Origin of the sequence: Undibacterium sp. (assembly GCF_030683615.1) — a bacterium.
Lineage (GTDB): Bacteria > Pseudomonadota > Gammaproteobacteria > Burkholderiales > Burkholderiaceae_D > Undibacterium > Undibacterium umbellatum.
Genome location: NZ_JAUXQE010000006.1, coordinates 122,521 through 142,348, shown reverse-complemented (window position 1 = coordinate 142,348; position 19,828 = coordinate 122,521). Strand labels below are relative to the sequence as shown.

General features: G+C 49.6%; 18 protein-coding genes. 9 read left to right on the top strand and 9 right to left on the bottom strand.

Features of this window, described 5'->3' with window-relative positions:
- Window positions 1-72 precede the first annotated feature (72 nt).
- Window positions 73-1,326 carry an NADP-dependent isocitrate dehydrogenase gene (gene icd / locus Q8K39_RS03645; RefSeq protein WP_305258336.1) on the bottom strand — a complete coding sequence of 418 codons (1,254 nt, stop codon included), beginning with the start codon at window positions 1,324-1,326 and terminating at the stop codon, window positions 73-75.
- A 335-nt stretch (window positions 1,327-1,661) separates the two neighbouring features.
- On the opposite strand from icd, the gene Q8K39_RS03640 reads away from it, so the two are divergent.
- Window positions 1,662-2,207 carry a pseudouridine synthase gene (locus tag Q8K39_RS03640; protein ID WP_305258335.1) on the top strand — a complete coding sequence of 182 codons (546 nt, stop codon included), beginning with the start codon at window positions 1,662-1,664 and terminating at the stop codon, window positions 2,205-2,207.
- A gap of 145 nt (window positions 2,208-2,352) precedes the next feature.
- Window positions 2,353-2,550, top strand: coding sequence for a hypothetical protein (locus tag Q8K39_RS03635; RefSeq protein ID WP_186954190.1), 198 nt, complete (start codon window positions 2,353-2,355; stop codon window positions 2,548-2,550).
- A 197-nt stretch (window positions 2,551-2,747) separates the two neighbouring features.
- Here Q8K39_RS03635 and rpsT read toward each other — a convergent pair whose 3' ends face one another.
- Window positions 2,748-3,011 (bottom strand): 30S ribosomal protein S20, encoded by a 264-nt coding sequence (gene rpsT / locus Q8K39_RS03630; RefSeq protein ID WP_162040741.1) that lies wholly within the window; start codon window positions 3,009-3,011, stop codon window positions 2,748-2,750.
- Window positions 3,012-3,305: 294 nt separating this feature from the next.
- On the opposite strand from rpsT, the gene Q8K39_RS03625 reads away from it, so the two are divergent.
- Both Q8K39_RS03625 and Q8K39_RS03620 read left to right on the top strand, forming a co-directional pair.
- Complete coding sequence (locus Q8K39_RS03625) at window positions 3,306-3,902, top strand: GNAT family N-acetyltransferase (protein WP_186954189.1); 597 nt, start codon at window positions 3,306-3,308, stop codon at window positions 3,900-3,902.
- Between the two features lie 19 nt (window positions 3,903-3,921).
- A complete protein-coding gene (locus Q8K39_RS03620) occupies window positions 3,922-5,091 on the top strand; it encodes a VWA domain-containing protein (protein WP_186954188.1) in 1,170 nt (389 codons plus the stop codon).
- 70 nt (window positions 5,092-5,161) lie between these two features.
- On the opposite strand, the gene Q8K39_RS03615 is transcribed toward Q8K39_RS03620, so the two are convergent.
- Window positions 5,162-5,989 (bottom strand): response regulator, encoded by an 828-nt coding sequence (locus Q8K39_RS03615; RefSeq protein WP_186954187.1) that lies wholly within the window; start codon window positions 5,987-5,989, stop codon window positions 5,162-5,164.
- Window positions 5,990-6,139: 150 nt separating this feature from the next.
- Here Q8K39_RS03615 and Q8K39_RS03610 point away from each other — a divergent pair, with 150 nt between their 5' ends.
- From Q8K39_RS03610 to Q8K39_RS03600, 3 genes are all read left to right on the top strand, one after another.
- Window positions 6,140-8,131 (top strand): DNA topoisomerase IV subunit B, encoded by a 1,992-nt coding sequence (locus tag Q8K39_RS03610; RefSeq protein WP_305258334.1) that lies wholly within the window; start codon window positions 6,140-6,142, stop codon window positions 8,129-8,131.
- Between the two features lie 50 nt (window positions 8,132-8,181).
- Window positions 8,182-10,509, top strand: a complete 2,328-nt coding sequence (parC, locus tag Q8K39_RS03605) for a DNA topoisomerase IV subunit A (RefSeq protein ID WP_305258333.1) — start codon at window positions 8,182-8,184, stop codon at window positions 10,507-10,509.
- A gap of 62 nt (window positions 10,510-10,571) precedes the next feature.
- Window positions 10,572-10,880 (top strand): hypothetical protein, encoded by a 309-nt coding sequence (locus Q8K39_RS03600; RefSeq protein WP_305258332.1) that lies wholly within the window; start codon window positions 10,572-10,574, stop codon window positions 10,878-10,880.
- A 278-nt stretch (window positions 10,881-11,158) separates the two neighbouring features.
- Here the strand turns inward: Q8K39_RS03600 and Q8K39_RS03595 are convergent, their stop codons facing one another.
- Together Q8K39_RS03595 and Q8K39_RS03590 are read right to left on the bottom strand one after the other, a co-directional pair.
- Window positions 11,159-11,890 carry an SDR family oxidoreductase gene (locus Q8K39_RS03595; RefSeq protein WP_305258331.1) on the bottom strand — a complete coding sequence of 244 codons (732 nt, stop codon included), beginning with the start codon at window positions 11,888-11,890 and terminating at the stop codon, window positions 11,159-11,161.
- 2 nt (window positions 11,891-11,892) lie between these two features.
- On the bottom strand, window positions 11,893-12,990 hold the full coding sequence (locus Q8K39_RS03590) for a patatin-like phospholipase family protein (RefSeq protein WP_305258330.1): 1,098 nt from the start codon (window positions 12,988-12,990) through the stop codon (window positions 11,893-11,895).
- 41 nt (window positions 12,991-13,031) lie between these two features.
- Here Q8K39_RS03590 and Q8K39_RS03585 point away from each other — a divergent pair, with 41 nt between their 5' ends.
- Both Q8K39_RS03585 and Q8K39_RS03580 read left to right on the top strand, forming a co-directional pair.
- Window positions 13,032-14,225, top strand: coding sequence for a phosphatase PAP2 family protein (locus Q8K39_RS03585; protein WP_305258328.1), 1,194 nt, complete (start codon window positions 13,032-13,034; stop codon window positions 14,223-14,225).
- A complete protein-coding gene (locus Q8K39_RS03580) occupies window positions 14,222-14,842 on the top strand; it encodes a CDP-alcohol phosphatidyltransferase family protein (RefSeq protein WP_305258327.1) in 621 nt (206 codons plus the stop codon). The genes Q8K39_RS03585 and Q8K39_RS03580 overlap by 4 nt, the downstream gene beginning before the upstream one ends.
- Here Q8K39_RS03580 and Q8K39_RS03575 read toward each other — a convergent pair.
- The 4 genes from Q8K39_RS03575 to Q8K39_RS03560 form a co-directional block, all read right to left on the bottom strand.
- Window positions 14,790-16,592: a bifunctional alpha/beta hydrolase/class I SAM-dependent methyltransferase gene (locus Q8K39_RS03575; protein WP_305258326.1), complete on the bottom strand. Its 1,803-nt coding sequence runs from the start codon at window positions 16,590-16,592 to the stop codon at window positions 14,790-14,792. The genes Q8K39_RS03580 and Q8K39_RS03575 overlap by 53 nt on opposite strands.
- Window positions 16,593-16,617: 25 nt before the next feature.
- Complete coding sequence (locus tag Q8K39_RS03570; RefSeq protein WP_305258325.1) at window positions 16,618-17,499, bottom strand: phosphatidate cytidylyltransferase; 882 nt, start codon at window positions 17,497-17,499, stop codon at window positions 16,618-16,620.
- Between the two features lie 125 nt (window positions 17,500-17,624).
- Window positions 17,625-19,268: a diguanylate cyclase gene (locus Q8K39_RS03565; protein WP_186954178.1), complete on the bottom strand. Its 1,644-nt coding sequence runs from the start codon at window positions 19,266-19,268 to the stop codon at window positions 17,625-17,627.
- Window positions 19,269-19,661, bottom strand: a complete 393-nt coding sequence (locus Q8K39_RS03560; protein ID WP_305258324.1) for a response regulator — start codon at window positions 19,659-19,661, stop codon at window positions 19,269-19,271. It lies immediately after the preceding gene.
- Between the last annotated feature and the right edge of the window lie 167 nt (window positions 19,662-19,828).

The window sequence follows — 19,828 nt, the reverse complement described above, 5'->3', positions numbered from 1 at the left end:
AAGCATGAAATGACAAAGCCGACACGCAAGTCGGCTTTGTCATTATCGGCAAAACTGGCTACCGAATAAGTTTTACATATTTTCAATCATGACATCGCCAAAACCGGAGCAAGATACTTGTGTCGCACCTTCCATCAGGCGTGCAAAGTCATAAGTCACTTTCTTGGCTGTGATGGCCTTTTCTGTCGCGCTGATCAGCAGGTCAGCGGCTTCCAGCCAGCCCATGTGACGCAACATCATTTCTGCGGACAAGATCAGAGAACCTGGGTTCACATAATCTTTACCAGCGTACTTAGGTGCTGTGCCATGGGTTGCTTCAAACATGGCGATAGAGTCAGACAGATTGGCACCTGGAGCAATACCAATACCACCAACCTGAGCTGCCAGCGCGTCAGAGATATAGTCGCCGTTCAGGTTCAGTGTAGCGATAACGCTGTATTCTGCCGGACGCAACAGGATTTGCTGCAAGAATGCATCAGCGATGGAATCCTTGACAGTGATTTCTTTACCTGTCCTAGGATTCTTGAATTTGCACCATGGGCCGCCGTCGATCAGTTCAGCACCGAATTCTTTTTGTGCCAAAGCATATGCCCAGTCACGGAAGCCACCTTCGGTGTACTTCATGATGTTGCCTTTGTGAACGATAGTCACAGATGGCTTGTCATTGTCGATTGCGTACTGGATCGCTTTGCGTACCAGGCGCTCTGTACCTTCGCGAGATACTGGCTTGACGCCGATACCAGAAGTTTCAGGGAAACGGATTTTCTTGACGCCCATTTCTTCTGTCAGGAACTTGATCAGTTTTTTAACTTGGTCAGAGCCTTCAGCGAATTCAATACCAGCATAGATATCTTCAGAGTTTTCACGGAAGATGACCATGTCTGTTTTTTCTGGCTCACGCACTGGAGATGGCACGCCTTTGAAATAACGCACTGGGCGCAGGCAGACATACAGATCCAGTTCTTGACGCAGGGCCACGTTCAAAGAACGGATGCCACCGCCAACTGGCGTAGTCAATGGGCCTTTGATGGAAACAACGTAGTCTTTCAAGACTTTCAGTGTTTCTTCTGGCAACCAGACGTCAGGGCCGTAAACTTTAGTGGATTTTTCACCAGCATAGATTTCCATCCAGCTGATTTTGCGTTTGCCGCCATAGGCTTTTGCTACGGCCGCGTCGACGACCTTGATCATGACCGGGCTGATATCAACGCCAGTACCATCGCCTTCGATAAAAGGGATGATAGGATTGTCAGGAACATTCAATGAAAAATCAGCATTGACGGTAATTTGTTTACCTTCAGGAGGTACTTGAATATGTTGATACATCGTTTTCTCCGTGGTTGGGCGATCAAGCGGGTCGCGCTTTTCTCATCATTTGTCTTTTGTGTTTACATTTAATAGAGTGAGCACTCTTCTATAAGACACAAGACCATCATTTCGTATTATGCACTACTATTTTACCGTATGCCATCAGTTTGTCAGCTTTACTGGTGTCACTGGTGCCATGAATTTCCCTTGCTGCAATATTTGAAATTACTACATATCATTCAATCAAGAGACCAGACTTGCGCAAACCAACATAGAAGACCAATCTTAGATTGACACTGTGCACAGTCTGTTTTGCCGTTTATTCAGCTGCATTTTACGGTTACCATATTGCCATGAAACTGATTTTACTCAACAAACCTTTCAATGTGATGTGCCAATTTTCGGCACATCCCAGCCGACCTACCCTGGCTGACTATGTCAATATCCCGCACATCTATCCGGCTGGCCGGCTTGACGCAGACAGTGAGGGGCTGATTCTGCTGACTGATGACGGCCAACTACAGAATCGCATCAGTCATCCCGATCACAAACAACCCAAAACATACCTGGTGCAAGTTGAAGGGACACCCACTCGCGAACCCCTGGACAAACTACGTCAAGCTTTGGACCTGGGCGATTTTGTCACCCAGCCCTGCATCGTTAAGCACATCCATCCACCTGAATGGCTATGGCCACGCAATCCGCCTGTGCGCGAAAGAGCGAACATACCAACCAGTTGGCTAAGCATGACTTTATCAGAAGGGAAAAATCGCCAGGTCAGACGCATGACTGCGGCAGTTGGCTTGCCAACCTTGCGCCTGGTGAGGATAAGCATAGGCGGTTTTTCGCTCGAATCCCACCCAATGTTACCCGGTGAATGGCAGGAAGTTAAAATTTAAACAATGTTTGCACAGGAATTCAGAAAAAATTCACAAACGTTGCAAATTAATTAGAATTCTTGTCAACGCCCAACTTAATGGTAGCGTTGCTTGCCTTGATTCCAGTGAATCATTTTCAACCAATATTTTTTTGAAGGACACCAAAATGAAAAAATTGATCGCCGCTCTGGTCGCAGGTCTGTTTGCTTCTGCTGCTTTCGCCCAAGCACCCGCTCCTTCAGCTAAAGCGTCCGCTCCAGCTGCAGCTGCAGCTGCTGCATCAACAGATGCGGCCAAGCCAGCTAAGAAAGCCAAAAAATCCAAGAAGAAAGCAGCATCCGCATCCGCCGCTGCATCTAAGTAATTCAGTCGTTTTCAGCACAAAAAAGGCAGGCTAGTCCTGCTTTTTTTATACCTGGAATTATCAGATACGCCGCCTGAAGTCGAAAATTCGGAGCAAAACCACAAACGACAAAAAGCCGCAATATATTGCGGCTTTTTTTCACTTCATGCAGTTAGCAGTTTAAGGCTAACCTTCCGGCTTTAGAAGCAGGCTTAAAATTAAGCCAGTGCTTTCAAAGCGGATGCCAGACGGCTCTTATGGCGAGCTGCCTTGTTTTTGTGAATGATTTTCTTGTCAGCGATACGGTCGATAACCGATACGGAGCTTTGGAAAATTGTTGCTGCAGCAGCTTTATCACCAGCTTCGATCGCTTTACGAACAGCTTTGATCGCTGTGCGCAGCGTGGAGCGCTGGCTGGAGTTGTGTGCATTCAGTTTAACTGCTTGACGAGCACGTTTGCGTGCTTGTGCGGTATTTGCCATGAGATTTCCTAAACGTGGTCAAAGCGACGAGGTCAAAACATTTGATAAAATGCCACGCCGCAAAATTCTATACAGCTTTGCAGTATAACTGGATTTATTTTTGATAGCAAGCATTCCTGTCGATTCTTGCAACAGACAGCAGTATTTCTGATATTCCAGTCAGATTTACGCAACTGTCATGCCCAAAATTTGCACGACTGTATCTATGCGTATCACATCAGGGGTGCAAAACTGAGTATCTGGGTACGATTTTACTATCAAAACCACTTCACTGCCCGATACCACTGCCAAAGGATGAACATGCATTGCAAGCCAATTACGATAAAGGGAAAACACGTCACCCTCGAACCACTGAAACAGCATCATCTGGCTGATATCCAGGCCGCAGCAGCCGATGGCGAGTTATGGAAACTGTTTTTTACCTCTGTCCCCTCCCCTGACAACACCCAGAACTGGCTCAATATTGCCCTGGAAATGCAACAGCAAGAAAAAGCCCTGCCGTTTATCGTCCGTGAAAACGCAACTGGCCAGATAGTTGGTGCCACCAGATACTGTAATATGGATATCAATAACAAACGCTTGGAGATAGGCTACACCTGGTATGCGCAAAGAGTGCAACGCAGTCCGGTGAATACCGAATGCAAGTTGCTGTTACTGGGCCACGCATTCGAAGAATTTGGCTGTATAGCTGTCGAGTTCCGCACTGACTGGTTCAACCGCCGTTCTCAGGCCGCAATAGAGCGACTTGGTGCAAAGCGCGACGCAATCTTGCGCAATCACATGATTTTGCCGGATGGCCGCATCCGTGATACGGTCGTATATAGCATTCTGAATTCTGAATGGGCGGGTGTGAAAAAGAATTTGCAATATATGCAATCCAAATATGAATAAATAGTAGGGAGACTGACTAGTGCTGATCGATTTTTTCTTTACCCTGAAAGACGCCAGGATCCCGGTATCCATCAAGGAGTTTCTAATGCTGCTGGAGGCCATGGAAAAAGGGCTCATCAGCTTGTCGCTTGACGACTTTTATTTCCTGTCGCGCACCATCATGATCAAGGATGAAGCGCATTACGACAAATTCGACAAAGCCTTTGGTCTGTACTTCAAGGGAATAGACACGATTTTTGAAAAACGCCCTGACATTCCGCTGGACTGGCTCATGAAACGCATGGAGCGCGAATTGAGCGACGAGCAAAAAGCCGCCATCGAGAAATTTGGTTATGACAAGCTGATGGACAGGCTGCAGGAATTGCTCAAAGAACAAAAAGAGCGTCACGAAGGCGGCAATAAATGGATAGGCACCGGCGGCACGTCCCCATTTGGTAATGGAGGCACCAATCCGGAAGGCATACGGATAGGTGGTAAAGGAGGAAGCCGCACCGCCGTCAAGGTGTGGGAAGCGCGCGCCTTTCGCGACTATGATGCCGAACGCGAGCTCGGCACCCGTAACATCAAGGTCGCCCTGCGTCGCTTGCGCAAATTCGCCCGCCAGGGTGCCGAAGAAGAATTGGCGCTGGACGCCACCATCAAGGCCACCGCAAACAATGCCGGTTACCTCGACATCAAGATGCAGCCAGAGCGCAAGAATAATATCAAAGTACTCATGCTACTGGACGTAGGCGGCACTATGGACGACCACATCGCCCAGACAGAAGAATTATTCTCCGCCGCCAAGACTGAATTCAAGAACATGGAATTCTTTTACTTCCACAACTGCGTCTACGACTACCTATGGAAAAACAACCGCCGCCGCCATGCAGAAAAGTTTCCTACCTGGGATGTCTTGCGCAAATATACACCCGACACCAAGGTCATCTTCGTCGGCGACGCCACGATGAGCCCTTATGAGATCCTTCAGGCTGGAGGCTCTGTCGAATACAACAACGAAGAAGCCGGTGCGACCTGGTTGCAACGGTTCACCTCGGCTTTCCCAAAATATATCTGGCTCAATCCAGAACCTGAAGGACTGTGGCAATACCGGCAATCTATATCAGTGATCAGGCAGATTATGAGTAACCGGATGTTTCCGGTGACGATAGAGGGGCTGGAGCGTGGGATGAGATTGTTGAGTAAGTAACTGCAGACCAGAAAACAAACTTTGCAAGGGTGCAATGGCAAAGTTTGTTTTTATCGGGCCGGCACCATCTTCACCGCAACTGCAAAAACTTCTGTATCGTCGACAAAACCTGCTTCCTCGACAAAGGCTTGGTTAAAAAGCCTTCACACCCTGCTTGTTGCGCATTTGCAACTTTATAATTAAAGCTTTTATCGACCAAAAAAATCACCGTCGTCCGCCGGTCAGTATTTTGCTTTTTTAATTCAGCACACAGGCGATACGGGTCAATATCTGGCGTTGAACTATTGATCATCGTCATGGCATGACGATTATTCTTGTCCAGCATAAGGGCGCTGCGCTCATCTGTTGCCAGTGTCACGGTGATGCCATATTTGTCCATGATCATGGCGACATATTCACGAAAACGTATGTCCTTGTCGACGATCATGATGCCACCCTTGGGCACGCTGGGCCTGCGCATCTTTTGGTATTCGCTAGGGTCGGTCAGGTCAAGATCAATACGTTCACGGCGGCGGCGCTCAGGCACGGCCACTTCGCCAAAGGCGCTTAAGGTAGTCAGCAATAGCTGGCGACGGTCTATCAGCTCATCGAGAACGTCAAACAGTTTGCGCCAGCGTATGGGCCGAGGCATGGACTGATAGTGCAAATTGACTTCAGTTTTCCCTATAAGCAATACTGGTTGCGCCCCGCCCAGATTGAGGTCGGATAGCGTAGCCAAAGCCTTTAAATCTTCTGCATTGACAATATGGATGTCAGGATCTTGTAAACTTCCAGTTTTTAATACCAGATAGCGATACCCCTTCTCGCGGAGCACGGCAAGAACGGTTGAAAAGGTTTCTTCCTCTTTTGGAGAAAATCCAAGCAGTCGGATCGCGATCGTTGGAGTTTTTGTTGGCATCGTTTTTCCATCTTACACATTGCAGCTTCGATCATTGCAGCTACAATAGCTGCAAAAACGCTGCAAGAATACAGCTTAATTCTGCCAGCCTCGCAAAAAAATTGCAAAACATCATCAAAAAATTAACCAAAACAACAGATTTTCATTCGCATGGCCACTAAAAAAAATACTTCTCCGTCAGACTATAGCGAATCATCCATCCGAGTACTTAAGGGCCTGGAGCCGGTCAAACAAAGACCGGGGATGTATACCCGCACCGAAAACCCCCTGCATATCATCCAAGAGGTCATTGACAATGCCTCGGATGAGGCATTGGGAGGGCATTGCAAAAACATTCTGGTGACCATCAATGCTGATACCAGTATCAGTGTAGAAGATGATGGCCGTGGCATTCCAGTTGGCCTGCACCCTGAAGAAGGTGTACCGACTGTAGAAATCGTGTTTACCCGCTTGCACGCGGGTGGCAAATTTGATAAAGGTTCAGGCGGTGCCTACGCATTCTCAGGCGGCTTGCATGGTGTCGGTGTATCTGTCACAAACGCCCTGTCCAAGCGCCTGGAAATCACGGTATGGCGAGAAGCAGGTTTGCACAACCTGACTTTTGCCAATGGCGACGTGATAGAACCGCTACGCAGCCAGCCACTGGCACGCGGCGATAAAAAGAGCGGTACGCGCGTCACGATCTGGCCAGATGCCAAGTATTTTGACAGCGCCAATATCCCGCAAAGCGAATTGCAGCGCCTGCTGCGCTCCAAGGCAGTGTTGCTGCCCGGCGTCAAAGTTACGCTGGCCAACGCCAAGACCGGCGAAAGCCAGACCTGGCAATATGATCAGGGCTTGCGCGGTTACCTGACAGAAGCTTTAGCCCAGTCTTCGCATGGTGAACCTTTAATACCCCTGTTTGAAGGTGAGCAATTTGCCAATTCCGACAGTGACGGCTTTGCCGAAGGCGAAGGTGCATCCTGGGTGGTTGCGTGGACAGAAGAAGGCAATGTCGTCCGCGAATCCTATGTCAACCTCATTCCTACCCCGGCTGGTGGTACGCATGAATCTGGCTTGCGCGAAGGCCTGTTTGGCGCAGTGAAGAGCTTTGCTGAAATGCACTCCCTGCTACCTAAAGGCGTCAAGCTGCTGCCAGAAGACGTTTTCGCCCGCGTATCCTTTGTCTTGTCAGCCAAGGTATTGGACCCGCAATTCCAGGGCCAGATCAAGGAGAGGCTGAATTCACGCGACGCCGTGCGCCTGGTATCATCCTTTACCAAGCCGCCACTGGAACTGTGGTTGAACTCACACGTTGAATACGGCAAGAAGCTGGCTGAACTGGTCATCAAGCAAGCCCAATCGCGCTTGCGTTCTGCCCAAAAAGTCGAAAAGAAAAAATCTTCTGGCGTGGCCGTCTTGCCAGGAAAACTGACAGATTGCGAATCGAATGACATTACCCGTAATGAAATCTTCCTGGTCGAGGGTGATTCTGCCGGTGGTTCCGCCAAGATGGGTCGCGACAAAGAATTTCAGGCGATCTTGCCTCTGCGCGGCAAGGTCTTGAACTCATGGGAGTCTGAACGCGACCGCCTGTTTGCCAATAACGAGATTCATGATATCGCCGTCGCTATCGGAGTAGACCCCCATGGCATGAACGAGATCGTTGATTTTACCAATCTGCGCTACGGAAAAATTTGCATACTCTCTGATGCTGACGTTGATGGTTCACATATCCAGGTTTTGCTATTGACACTGTTCTTCCGCCACTTCCCACAACTGATTGCGCGTGGTCATATCTGTGTAGCGCGTCCGCCATTGTTCCGTGTTGATGCACCTGCACGTGGCAAGAAACCGGCGCAAAAAATCTATGCCCTGGATCAAGGCGAGCTTATCGCCATTGAAGACAAATTGCGTAAGGATGGTGTCAAGGATGGCGCATGGGCAATTTCCCGCTTCAAGGGTCTTGGTGAAATGAATGCCAGCCAGTTATGGGAAACCACCATGAACCCGGATACGCGCCGCCTGCTGCCAGTTTCGCTGGGTGAGTTTGATCAGGCCTTCTCTGAAGGACGGTTCAATATGCTGATGGGGAAAGGCGAAGCCGCCGCCCGCCGTGCCTGGATAGAAGAGCACGGAAACGCTGTTGAAGCTGATATATAAAATATCTGACCTTGCAGACCACAAAAGAATACAAAAATACGAATAGAACCATGAGCGAACAAGCGAATTTATTTGATCAAACCCCACCGCCACCTGGCGATGGTGAAACCCTGACCCTGGCGACGTTTGCCGAACGCGCCTACCTCGACTATGCCATCTCGGTCGTCAAGGGTCGCGCCCTGCCCGATGTTTGTGACGGTCAAAAACCAGTACAACGCCGCATCCTTTATGCGATGAATGAACTGGGCCTGAACTCTGCCGCAAAACCACGCAAATCTGCCGCTGTAGTTGGTGATGTACTGGGTAAGCTGCATCCGCATGGCGACCAGTCCGTGTATGACGCTCTGGTACGCATGGCGCAGGATTTTTCGCTGCGCTACCCCTTGATTGACGGCCAGGGTAATTTCGGCTCACGTGATGGCGACGGAGCGGCGGCAATGCGATATACAGAAGCACGTCTGACACCAATCTCCAGATTACTGATGGATGAAATCGACCAGGGTACGGTCGATTTTCAGCCCAATTATGATGGCACAACAGAAGAACCCAAGCTGCTGCCGAGTCGTCTGCCCTTCGTCTTGCTGAATGGCGCATCCGGTATTGCAGTTGGTCTGGCAACAGAAATCCCTTCACATAACCTGACTGAAGTTGCAAAGGCTGCAGTCGCGCTGATACGCAACCCGGCCATGAAGCATGCCGAATTAATGGAATACATCCCCGGCCCGGACTTCCCAGGTGGCGGACAAATCATTACGCCAGCATCGACCATCGCCGATATGTACGCAACTGGCCGTGGCAGCATGAAGGTGCGCGCGCGCTGGAAAATAGAAGAAATGGCGCGTGGTCAGTGGCAAGCCGTAGTCACTGAATTGCCACCTGGCACCTCGTCGCAAAAAGTGCTGGAAGAAATAGACGAGCTGACCAATCCAAGAATCAAGCTGGGTAAGAAAACCTTGTCCCCAGAACAGGTCGCATTGAAACAGGTCATATTGTCCGTACTCGATACGGTGCGGGATGAATCCGGCAAAGATGCACCTGTGCGTCTGGTACTGGAACCAAAATCTAAGAATCAGGACCAGGCCGAGTTCATGCAAATGCTGCTCGCCCATACTTCTTTGGAGACTTCAGCATCCATCAATCTGGTGATGATAGGTGGCGATGGCCGTCCACGTCAGAAAGGTTTGCTGGACATTCTCAGTGAATGGATCGCCTTTCGCTTTACAACGGTCACGCGTCGTACCCAGTTCCGCCTCAAGAAGGTGGATGACCGCATCCATATCCTGGAAGGCCGTGAAGCGGTACTGTTAAACATCGATGAAGTCATACGTATCATCCGTGAATCTGATGATCCTAAACCCGCGTTGATCGCCGCTTTCAAGCTGTCAGATATTCAGGCCGAAGATATTCTTGAAATCCGCTTGCGTCAGTTGGCTCGTCTGGAATCTATCAAGATCCAACAGCAACTTGACGAATTGCGCAAAGAAAAAGCTGGCTTGCATGATTTGCTGGAAAACCCGTCCTCGATGAAACGCATGCTCATCAAGGAAATCGAGGCCGATGCGAAGCAATTTGGCGATGCCCGTCGTACTGTCATTGAAGAAGCGGCCAAAGCATCAATAGAACAAAAAGTCATCGATGAACCAGTCACCGTGGTCATTTCAGAAAAAGGCTGGGTACGTGCACGTACTGGTCATGGTCATGACAATGGCCAGTTCACCTTCAAGGCGGGTGACAGTCTGTACGGTACCTTTGAATGCCGCACGGTCGACCAGATGCTGGTATTTGGCTCGAATGGCCGCGTGTATTCCGTCGCAGTCTCTGCCCTGCCCGGCGCCCGTGGTGATGGCGTGCCTATCACTACCCTGATCGACCTGGCAGCAGGCAGCAAGATTTTGCATTACTTTGCTGGCAGCGCCGACATCTGTTTGCTGCTGTCATCCACAGCTGGCTATGGCTTTACCGCAAAAGTCGGCGACATGGTAGGTCGCATGAAAGCCGGTAAAGCCTTTATGACACTGGAAGAAGCTGACCAGCCTTTGCCACCTGCCGTGGTGGCTGAAGACGCCAGTGCGATTGCCTGTCTCTCAGAAAAAGGCCGCCTGCTGGTCTTTGGCCTGGCAGAAATCAAGCAACTATCCAGCGGAGGCCGTGGTGTAATCTTGATGGAGTTGGAAGACAAGGAAAGCCTCGTGTCAGCTCAGGCCATCAGCCAGCGCGGCGTACGCGTGCTTGGTATAGGCCGTGGCGGCAAGCCTCAGGAAATCAATCTCAGTGCAACCGGCCTCGGAATTCACATAGGAAAACGGGCACGCAAAGGCAAGGCACTGGAAGCCAAGATCAAGGCTAGTGGCTTGCAGAAGATAATGGCGAAAGAGTAAATGCTGTTTTTAATTAGCATTCGCTAATTATTGAATTGAAAATCGTCCATGGCTATGATGTCATGGACGATTTTTTATTAGGGGATTGCCAACAAGTAGTGCTGCGCTTCAAATATCCGTTAATTGACGGCATTCTGAAAACAAACAGCATTGGCTGGACTGACGTTTTTTTTGATGTTGACGTTGTTTTTGACTTTTGCAGTTCCCATGTGTCGGCGCCGTTTGTGCGGTACAGAAAATGGAATAAGAAGAGCCGCTGTCTGAGCGAAGCGAGTTTCGGATCTTCCCATTTTTTGTACCGCACAAACGGGAACCCCGCAGGGGATGTTGGCAGGGTTTCGCAAAGCATGCTTTGTGCTGCTAACATCTAAGCCGCTTGCAAGCGGCGCAGTGGAATCGACGCCTGGGTCGCCTTTTTGGCATCCCTTTTTGGCGAAGCAAAAAGGGATGTATCCGCCGGTCTACCACCGGCCAGCAATCGTAAAATTACATGTGCCAGTTTTAAAGAAGCCAGATTGGCTAAGAAACTGAAATTAATGAACTTCACAGCATGCTACGAACGACTCTAGATTCCTGCCAAAAACACGCAGGAATGACGTGACTACGGTTGCTGTATTTTTGACGTGAAGGAATTCCGCAAGAGACCGTACTATTTCCTCAACTTCAACACCCACCTCGGTAAAAGATTGAGCAGTGCAATCAGCCACTGCATCTGCCACGGAAACACCAGCCTGTCGCGTCGCGCGGCAATAGCCTCTACAATCAAGGCCACTGCCTTCTGCTCAGACATGATAAAAGGCTTATGGCTGGTATCACCCTCATTCAAGGCTCGCAGTTTTTCGGTATCAATATAGCCTGGCACTATCGCAGTTACGGCAATAGCAAATGGCTTGAGTGCAATGCGGTAGGTATCACACAAACTCAAGACACTACGCTTGGTTGCGCTATACACGGAGGCACCAGGATAATCGTGCAGCAGCCCTGCAACCGATGAAATGGCAACCAGTTGCCCCGACTTTTGCAGCAGCATTTTTTCGGCTGCCAGTTCAAATGCATGGCTGAGGCCGCTGACATTGGTGCGCAGCATCTGCAGGGTCGCCACTTCATCCAGCAAATGGCTGCGTGTATTGAAATAAATACCTGCAGTGACGATCAGCATGTCCAGGCCTTGCACAGCAAAGTCATCAATGGCTTGCGACAGTGCAGCACGGTCGGCAATATCGAACTGATAACTAGCTACACCAACCAGGTCATGAACGTCAGCAGGCAGTCGCTGCAAGTCACGTCCACAAATGGCAATCCTGTCACCGCGCTGCACATAGTGACGGGCCAGGGCCAGCCCGATGCCACTGGTACCGCCTATGACCATAATGCTCTTCATGCCTAGGCCACGCCCCTGCTGTATTTGTCGCTGCTGCGTATCATGGCTGCTTCGTCATAGGCAGCCTGGCGGGTGAAGGCTTCCATGCCGCGCGCATAACCATACTGCCATTGGGCCTCCATATAGGCTGCATAGGTGGCATGGGTTTCTGGCATGCTAAGGCGTATGCGATTTTTGCGCCAGTCCAGTTTCTTTTGCACTGATTCTTTGGCCAATACTGTCGCCACATCCGACGTATCGATACGCACATCAACTTCCTGGCCATTCGCATAGCGCAGGCGGGCGTTGCCGTCCAGCCCCAATACTGTGCGCCAGGCGGGGATGGAAAAAGCCTGGTCAAAGCTTTGCTTGAATTCCATCATGACTTCATCGGCCAGACGTTTTGCAATCTCTATGGGGAACAAGTCCAGCACGCCACCAAAATAATTGCCATCGGTATGGGTGTGACAACGGAAATAAAACATATCAGTGATAGAAATTCGTGCTGCCAGACTGGTGGGTGTTTGCACGTCACACAATAGCTGTTCTGAAATTGCATGTTCTCCCCAGCGCGGGTCAGCCAGTGGCGAAGCCATGCCGTCCAGCAGGGCAGCAGCTCTTGGGTTGCAAAACACGGTTTCTGCAAATAATTTGCGCTGACCGCGGGCTTGCCCAACTTCACTTTCATCAAACAGCAATTTGCCACCTATGATGGCAGTAACGACAGACTGCTCGCTTGCAGCCAAGCGTGGCAAGGGCAGTTCGGCCGGGATTTCAAACAGGTATTCATTGAACAGATCAGGAATGGTACTGGCAGAATCACGGCCAAAACCGCGTTTGGCAGCCAAGGCCAAAGCGCGGACTATGCCAGCCCTGGGGGATGACTTCAGGCCACTCCAGTAGTGGTACATTTCCTCAGAACTCAGCCATGCCTTGCGCTGTGCATCGTCTGGGAACGCAGCAATAATACTTGCCGCAATAGCACCGCCACAACTGGCCAGCAGAATATCCGGCGTGCGGCCAGCATTACAGGCAGCCGCGTACATGCCCAGATAAATACCAAAACGAAAGCCACCGCCAGCGAAAACCATGCAGCGTTTATATTTTTTAACTTGATTCATACTGCTAAAATATCACACTGTTAAGGCTAAACATACTCCAAATGTCGTACTCTCCTGCAACTGTGCAACACCGCTTGCGTCACTGGTTGCTGAATGCCTTGACGTTTAGCTTATGTTATTTCACCGCAAATATGCTGGCGCAGGAACAAGGTGTAGTCCGCCATGCTGCCCTGGCATTTGAGGCTGGCATCCCGTTTTTGCAATGGATGATCTTGCCCTACCTTAGTTCGGGTCTGTTTTTTTGCCTGACCTTCTTTATGGTAAGCAGCCAGGATCAATTACGTCTGCTCAGCCAGCGCCTGTTACTGGCAACAATCATCGCAGCATTCATCTTTGTACTCTACCCTTTGCAATTCAGTTGGCCCAGGCCTGCCATTTCTTCTGCATGGTACGCATACCTATATGATTTTCTAGCGCTAATGGATAAACCATATAATCAATTGCCATCACTCCATGTCGCGTATTGCCTGTTGTTCTGGAGCGCTCTGCGTGAGCATGTCCGACCAGCGGCATTGCGTATAACGCTGGCTGCATGGTTGCTGCTGACGGCGGCCTCCACAGTATTTACTTATCAACACCATATGCTGGATGTGCTTGGTGGTGGCTTACTAGGGCTTTTTTGCCTCATCTTTATTAAGCCAAAAAGAGCAGAACCGCATGTGGCGTTTTATTATCTGTTATTTGCCAGCATATTTTTCATCATTGGTGTCATCGCTGCACGTAGCTGGCTGGCTCTGTATATAACAAGCAGTCTTTTGCTGGTCAGCCTTGCGTATCATCGCAATGACGTTCATTTCCTGAATAAAAAACAGGGGCAATATCCATGGTGGATCTGGCTCATGTATGCGCCATACTTGTTGGGTTACCAGCTTACCTGGCTAGCCGTTGTCTGGCGTGAGAGGCATAAACCCGTCATTATCAAGTTGACGGAGCAACTCTGGGTGGGTCGTCGCCTCAGCAGTAGAGAGGCAAAACAACTGCCTCAAGATTGCAGCATCATAGACCTGGCGAATGAACTCAGTGAAACCCCGGCCTTGCGTAAGCACGCTTACAAACACTTTCCTTTGCTTGATCTGCTCAAACCCGGCAAGCCGGTTAGCAATGAAATTTTGCAGCACATGCGCCAGCAAATAGACTCCGGTAAAACGGTTTATCTGCATTGCGCCATGGGTTATAGCCGATGTATATTGCTGGCCAAACTGTATATGTCACAAGGAACGAACAGTAAGTCATGAGCTTTTCTATCTACCAACTGAAGCCACGCTTCCAGCAATTGCTGCAACCTTTGCTGGCTGGCCTGGCGAAACGTCATATCACGCCGAATCAAGTGACCTTGCTGGCGATGTTCTTGTCCATCGCCTATGGCATTGCACTGGCTTGTTACCCGCAAAATAAAAGCCTGTGGCTGGGCCTGCCAATCTTTATGTTTGTGCGCATGGCGCTGAATGCAATTGACGGCATGCTGGCCAACTTCACGCAGCAAAAAACAGCTTTTGGTGCAATTCTCAATGAACTTGGCGATCAGGTTTCAGATGCTGCCCTCGTCCTGCCTTTTGCCCTGGTGGCAGGTATACAACTGCCATTGTTGATTGCGGTAGCCATGCTGGCGCTGCTGACGGAATTTGTAGGTGTTGCTGCCTTACTGGCAGGTTCCAAACGCCGCTTCGATGGCCCCATGGGCAAAAGCGACCGCGCTTTTGCCTTTGGTTTGCTGGCCCTGCTGGTAGCGTTTCAGTTAGCAGCTATCTGGCTGAACGCCATATTGATCATCGTCCTGCTGCTTTTATTCTGGACTCTGCTCAATCGGATAAAACGGGCATTGCCGCATCACGCTGCGCCACCGACACCGTAAATATCCCGGCTATGCCAAGTTGGGTGGCAATTTTTTTGCAACCTATGCTGGCGACCAGGGCATCCATTTCCGCCTGTGGACGCGGGCGCATTTGCCATGACTGGCCTCTATGGCTGTTGAGTGTTTTCGCAATCATCAATAATTGCGGGTGCCATGGCTGGCCGGTGTACACCAAATGACCACCAATTTTCAATTGCTGCTGGATACCACGCAGAGATGCCAATACCAACACATTGTCGCTGAACAGCTCATACAGGCCAGACACGATGACGATGTCATAGGCATCTTCTTCTGCCGGGTAACTGGTTGCGGCGAAGGCATCGCGGCATTGATAGCTGATCTTGTTTTTCAATTGCAAGCGTTCAGCCAACTGCTTCGCCTGATCCAGATTAGCCTGGTCAAAGTCACGCAGGCTGATTTCTATATCACGGCTCTGAAAGCGCTTGATGGTTTCCAGTACATAACGGCCACCACCTGCTGCAATATCAAGTATGCGCACAGGCTGGTCTGCCGGGTATTGCTGTATCAGGTCAGACAAAGTCTGCTGCATTTGCGCCTTGCGCTGGCGTATACCGCGCCAACCTATGGCATCCAGATATCCACGGTCTATCATGCCTCCAATGAACAAACGGCCACCCGCCTGGTTGCGATAAACATAATCGAGTGAAGCACCAGAATCAAAGCCATGTTGCAGGCCTATCGTCATACCATTGCTTAGCCTGCCCAGATGGCCGAGCATGAATTTCTGCATCTCGTAAAAAGCATTTTCCAGAGCACCACCCAATTTACCTTGTTGCAGTGCCTGGTATTGACGGGCACTCTGGCTCAGGGTATCTGCCTTAAAGTAATGTGGCAAAGGTAACAGCTCTTTGGCATAACATTCAACGATGAAGTCCTTCGCTGCCTGTATGGCTTGTTGTACCTGACTCTCACTCTCATAAAAAATCGCGTGATGACAGTTTTCTATCAGTACATAGCGCTTCAGTGTAGAAGAAATAGTCTCAAAGAATTGTTTTTGCGGTGCCTGCTTGACGACATAATCTTTGTCAGCAACCAGCATCAGCACGGGCGCATCGATCGCCTGGGCATCCTGCACCACTCGCTTGGCAGTATCGGCCAGATCCAGCAAAACGCGGGCAGAAATATTCTTGGTAATCAGCGGGTCAGCATCATACGCCTTGGCCTGTTCGGCAGAATGCGTGAGCATGGACGAGCGTATATAGCTAGTGACAAACAAGTCAGGCTTGAAGCAGGTGGCGAAACGCAAAGCCGGTTTGGCCAGTGGCACATACAGATTGATATCAAATGCCGCAGCCGCCATGATCACACCACGCACACGCGGTGCATAGTCGTGCAGCCAGGTAGCAGCAATGACTGCACCAACACTGTTTGCCACGATGAGCATGTTTTCTTTGGCGATGCCATAACTATGCTGGATATGATTGATGAAGCTGTCAAAATCGCGCACCATGGTCTGAAAATCCGGTGCATCACCACGTTCGCCCGGCGAATTGCCGTGACCACGCGCATCCCACGCAAAAGCCCAGTCCTGAGTAAAGCCAAATTGCTCTACCAGTGGGCCGATGCGACCAGAGTGCTCATGGCCACGGTGCAAAAATATCAGGGCTTTTTGTGGTTGGCCTGCTGGAATCGCCAGTGGTTGCCAGACGCGGTAAAACAAACGGGTACTGTCATGGCTATCAAAGCCAGATTCACTGCACATCCATTTTGTTTGCAATTCTGTTGTCATGCATAATCCTTAATAAGTTCTTTTTTCAAAATAGTAATGTCAGATACAGTAAGGGTGCGGTAAGGACCAAGCTATCGACCCGGTCTAGTATGCCTCCATGCCCAGGTATCAACTCAGAAAAATCCTTGATCTTCAGATAACGCTTGGCTGCCGAAAATATCAGATCACCGACAAAACCACCTATTGAAAGCAAGATGCCCATCATCATTAAGTAAGTTGGGCTGGCCAGATCTAAATACATCCCCAGCACGGTTGATACCAGCATGGAAATCAACACACCCCCGATCAAACCCTGCACGGTTTTATTTGGGCTAATGGTTGGTGCGATGGTTTGCTTGCCAAAGATTTTCCCGCTGACAAACTGGGCGATATCGTTCAATGCGGTAACGACACACAGATAAAAAAACCATGCCATCCTGACTTCGTTTGAAAACGGCAGCGCCAATAACTCCAGCATGAAGCCCAGACCATAGCAGAGCAGCAAGAACAGCATGAGAAGTAAATGATTGCGCTGTCGCCAGATGAAAAACTGCAAGGCTTGCAGAAACAATAAGGCTGGCAAGATCAGACTGGAATCAAAGTTGCCTGCATGCTGCAAAGAAGCTTGCAGTAACAGCAAAATCAGGCAAGGCAAGAAGAAGCGCCAGCGTGGCCCACTATAGTGCAGGGACAATTCACGAACCGCCAGCACGACAATCAACAAGACCATCAGTAGCGGGCCAACAGGATATAAAAACAGACTCAAGCTGACGACGGGAAAAAGGAACCACCAGGCGTTGACTTGTTTGCGAAGCTGGCTCTCGGGCGAACTATGCCTGCCTACCCCAACACTTGCAAAAGCCAGAAGCAGGTAGAGCATCAACATGGCACCCAAGGTAGGATTGCCGAGAAGAAATTTTGGTAACACTAATCGACCTGAACAACAATGAAGATATTTCAGTGTACACCGAACTCAGCCGGACCTTGATTTTTGAATATGTAAGCATTGGAAACAGGGAATTGTTAATTTACCAATTTTTGGATATTCACACATCAGGCCAGGCTAATACGATTTCGGCCTTGTTGCTTTGACACATACATTGCAGCATCGGCAACATCAAACAATTCATCCGCATCCAGAGTGGATTCAAGATCAGCCACGCCTCCTGAGAAACTGACTGAGAAGTGTCCCCCCTCACAATGCTGCTGTATTTTGGCAAATGCCAGCCTCACCTGATCAAGTACACGGCGGGCAGTGGCCGCGGTAGTATCCGGAAAAATCACGGCAAATTCTTCGCCCCCATAACGACCGACGATATCGCTGCGGCGCAGTCGCTGGCGCAGAAGCCTGGCCAAGGTACGCAAGACCTGATCACCAGCAGGATGCCCATATGTATCGTTGATATATTTAAAGTTATCGAGATCTATCATCGCCAGGGACAACGGTGAGCCGGTACGACCTGCCTGTGAAATCTCGGATGCTAATTGTTCCTTGATGGCCGTATGGTTAAACAAGCCTGTCAAACCATCACGCATGATGAGTGCGCGCAAGGAGCGATAACGCTCCGCTCTGGAAACGATGGATGACTTCAGATATTCCGGTGCCACTGGCTTGGTAATGAAATCATCAGCTCCAGCCCTGACAGCATCAAGCTGCTTGCTAAGATCGGCCTCGCTGGACAAGAATACGATAGGTACATCAACATAAGAATTATCTTGTCTGATCAGGCGTGACAACTCCAGGCCACTACAAACCGGCATATAGATATCCATGAGCAGTATTTCGGGGCGGAAATCTGTCATGACGGTCAGTATTTGTGTTGGGTCATTCAGCAGATACACATTCATGCCTGCATCGCGCAAAATCGCTCCGTAAAACTTGGATGTGACAGCATCATCGTCAATGATGAGCACGCGATAACCCTTGTTTTCATCAAGTTGCAACAGGGACTCTATGCGTTCAGTCAGGGCAACGACATCAACCGGCTTGGTGAAATAACCATCGCCACTGGCACGCACAGCCAATAATCGTGAATCAAAACTGCTGGAACGCGAGACAAATACGGTAGGAATGCGAAAACGCTCTATCTGCTTGATACGGGCAATTTCTTCTGCCCCGGCAACCTTGCCTTCGGGGAAACTCAGTTCAATGACGATCACATGAGGCCTGCGCGTAGCGACAGCCTTGGCCAACGCGCCCAGGTGGTTGATGCGCACTATTTCGTAGCCAAAATGCTCAAGCTGTAAGGTAATTTCCTGGTTTTGGGCTTCATCTTCGTCTACCAAATAAATCAGATGTGGGTCACTGCTGTCGCGCTCTTCTTCCTGTACACTTTCGGCAACACCGTTGACTGGCACATTGTCATGCTTCAAGGCATATTCAAAATAACGATTAACCTCGGCGGCATAGGATTTCAATTCCTCGGAATCCCAGGCCTTCCCCTCGAGATGTGGCTTGAGCGTGGATTCAAAGACCCTCGCTTGCGCCCCTATCTCGGCAAAGCCAAAGGTCCCGGCAGAACCTGCCATGGTATGCAGATGCCGGTGCAGAACGACCATGGATTCTTTATCGTCCGGGCATTCCACAACCTTTTGCAAGGTTTGCGTGATCTCGTCAAACTTCGAAGGCAGTTTCTGTAAAAAAATAGCCTCAAGAGCACGCAATTTTTCTTGCAGGCTGTCATTTTTGTCAGACATTTAGGCTTTCTCCTGCCATAAGCCCCGCACCTGAATTGATAGTTCCATAGGATCAAACGGTTTTGCAATCACGCCTATGGCGCCCAGCGATTTATAAAATTCCATTTCTGACGACTGCACCTTGGCAGTCATGAGAATAACAGGGGTAGTCTTTGTGATAGACAATTTGCGTAATTCAGCCAGGGTGGTTGGGCCATCCATGTTTGGCATCATGACATCCAGGAGTAAGAGATCTGGAACAAAACCAGCACTTACTTCAGCGATAGCCTGCGCACCTGAACTACAGGTCTTTAAACTAAACCCTCCCACTACTTCCAAAGCAATCTGTGCCACGGTTTGTATATCAGCATCATCTTCGACATACAAAATGCTGGCGAGCGTTGCAGAAGTCATTGCTACTCCTTATTGCAATTGGTAAACCAGATAAAATCAGGATAAATCAAGATTACTCACAAAACAACAATAAATCCTGCACTGTGTCTGATATTGGCGAAGAAGTATGTTTTTCATTGCCCTTTCTGCCCAAAGCAGAGGCGTGAAGAAATAATAACACTAAAGCA